The organism is Novosphingobium naphthalenivorans NBRC 102051, assembly GCF_001590985.1.
Lineage (GTDB): Bacteria > Pseudomonadota > Alphaproteobacteria > Sphingomonadales > Sphingomonadaceae > Novosphingobium > Novosphingobium naphthalenivorans.
Map to the genome: position 1 here is coordinate 1 of NZ_BCTX01000194.1, position 1473 is coordinate 1473.

The following is a 1473-nucleotide window of genomic DNA, read 5'->3' on the forward strand; positions in this document are numbered from 1 at the left end:
GGACCTTCGTTAGAAGGTGCCCTCGATGAAAGTGCTGTCGATCAAGGTCGATGACCGGCTCCATAGACGCCTCAGGAGCCGCGCGGCCTCCGCCAATCTTTCGCTCTCCCAGCTCCTCCACCCGCTCCTTGAGGAGGCGGCGTCGCCGGGTGGGCGATACGTCTTTACCGGCCAGGATGAGATCCTCGGCGTGGCTATCCAGATTTTCGCGCTCGTGACCGAACTGGCCGCCGAGCGCGGTCACGCGCTGGTCGAACGGGCGAGCATCGAGGCACGTGCGGCAATGCGCGAGCGGGGACTGCTCCCCTCTGGCATTATCCCCGTCTCGGGGGAACTGGATGATGAGGATGACCTTCCGGGGAGGGTATCATGAGCATCTTTCGCAACGACACCATCGGATCGTGGACACGGGGCGGACAGGCGATCGTCCACAACGTGCGAATGAGCACGCAGGTCTTCAAGCAGACCCTGATCGCCAGCCTCGTGCTCTGGATCATGGCGGTCCTGGCCTACACCTGGGAAGTCACGCCGGACTACAACCGCACGGTCCTCGGCATCGCCGCCAAGGCCTGGATACAGGTCAATGTCGTCTCCAGTCCGGGAAGCGCCGTCGACTTCGTCGCCCCCAGTGGAATGACCTATGCGGCGCGCGCCGATGCCATTCTGGCGGCCCCGGTTGTCATCAGGGTGCTCTCCGGCCTCGAGCGCGATCTCGTCCACGGGGCGGTGATCATGGGCGGCCTTTCGATCCTCACGCTCCTCTTCTCGTGGTACTGCTTCACCGCCATCGGCAGGGCGCTTGGCTCCAACGAGTTCCTGCGCGGGGCGCGCCTCACTTCGGCCCGGCAACTGCGCATGAAGCTGCTGCGTGTGCCCAAGGGGTGCCTGAAGATAGGCGGTGTGAAGATACCACTGGCCTACGAGCCGGAGCACATCCTCATCAGCGGCGCGCCCGGTACGGGCAAGACCAACTGCATCAACATCATGCTCGAGGGCATCCGCAAATCGGGCAGGCGCGCTATCATCTACGATACCAGCGGGGATTTCGTCGAACGCTTCTACCGCCCCGAGCGCGACATCCTGCTCAATCCCTTCGATACCCGTTCCAACAAGTGGAGCCCCTGGGTCGATACCACCGAGGACTACCATTACGACCAGATCGCCGAGTCCGTTGTTCCCGATGGCGGCAAGGACCCGTTCTGGGCCAAAGCGGCACGCGGAACGCTTGTCGCGGTCATGCGCACGCTTCGTCATCAGGACCACATGCTGGTCTCGGCGATGCTCGATGTCCTCACCCGCTCGGGGCTCAAGGTCCTCTCCGCTTTCGTCGCCAATACCGAAGGCGCGGCCTTCGTCTCGCCCGAGGGCGAGCGGACCTCGGCGGGCGTGCAAGCCGAACTGGCCTCGCAGCTCAGGGGCTTTCGCTATCTCGACGACACCCGCGAGGGGCTCTCGATCCGCGACTGGGTGACT

Annotated in this window: 2 protein-coding genes; both read left to right on the forward strand. The window is 64.2% G+C overall.

From position 1 onward, the window contains the following. Positions 1-25 precede the first annotated feature (25 nt). Positions 26-373 (forward strand): hypothetical protein, encoded by a 348-nt coding sequence (locus NN5_RS24645; protein ID WP_067739356.1) that lies wholly within the window; start codon positions 26-28, stop codon positions 371-373. Continuing rightward, a partial coding sequence (locus NN5_RS24650; RefSeq protein ID WP_157081335.1) for a type IV secretion system DNA-binding domain-containing protein occupies positions 370-1473 on the forward strand: 1104 nt, incomplete at its 3' end. The genes NN5_RS24645 and NN5_RS24650, both read left to right, overlap by 4 nt.

What these genes read in the sequence shown, in the direction of transcription:
- NN5_RS24645 (WP_067739356.1), top strand. Translation starts at nt 26, where the DNA reads ATGAAAGTGCTGTCGATCAAGGTCGATGACCGGCTCCATAGACGCCTC.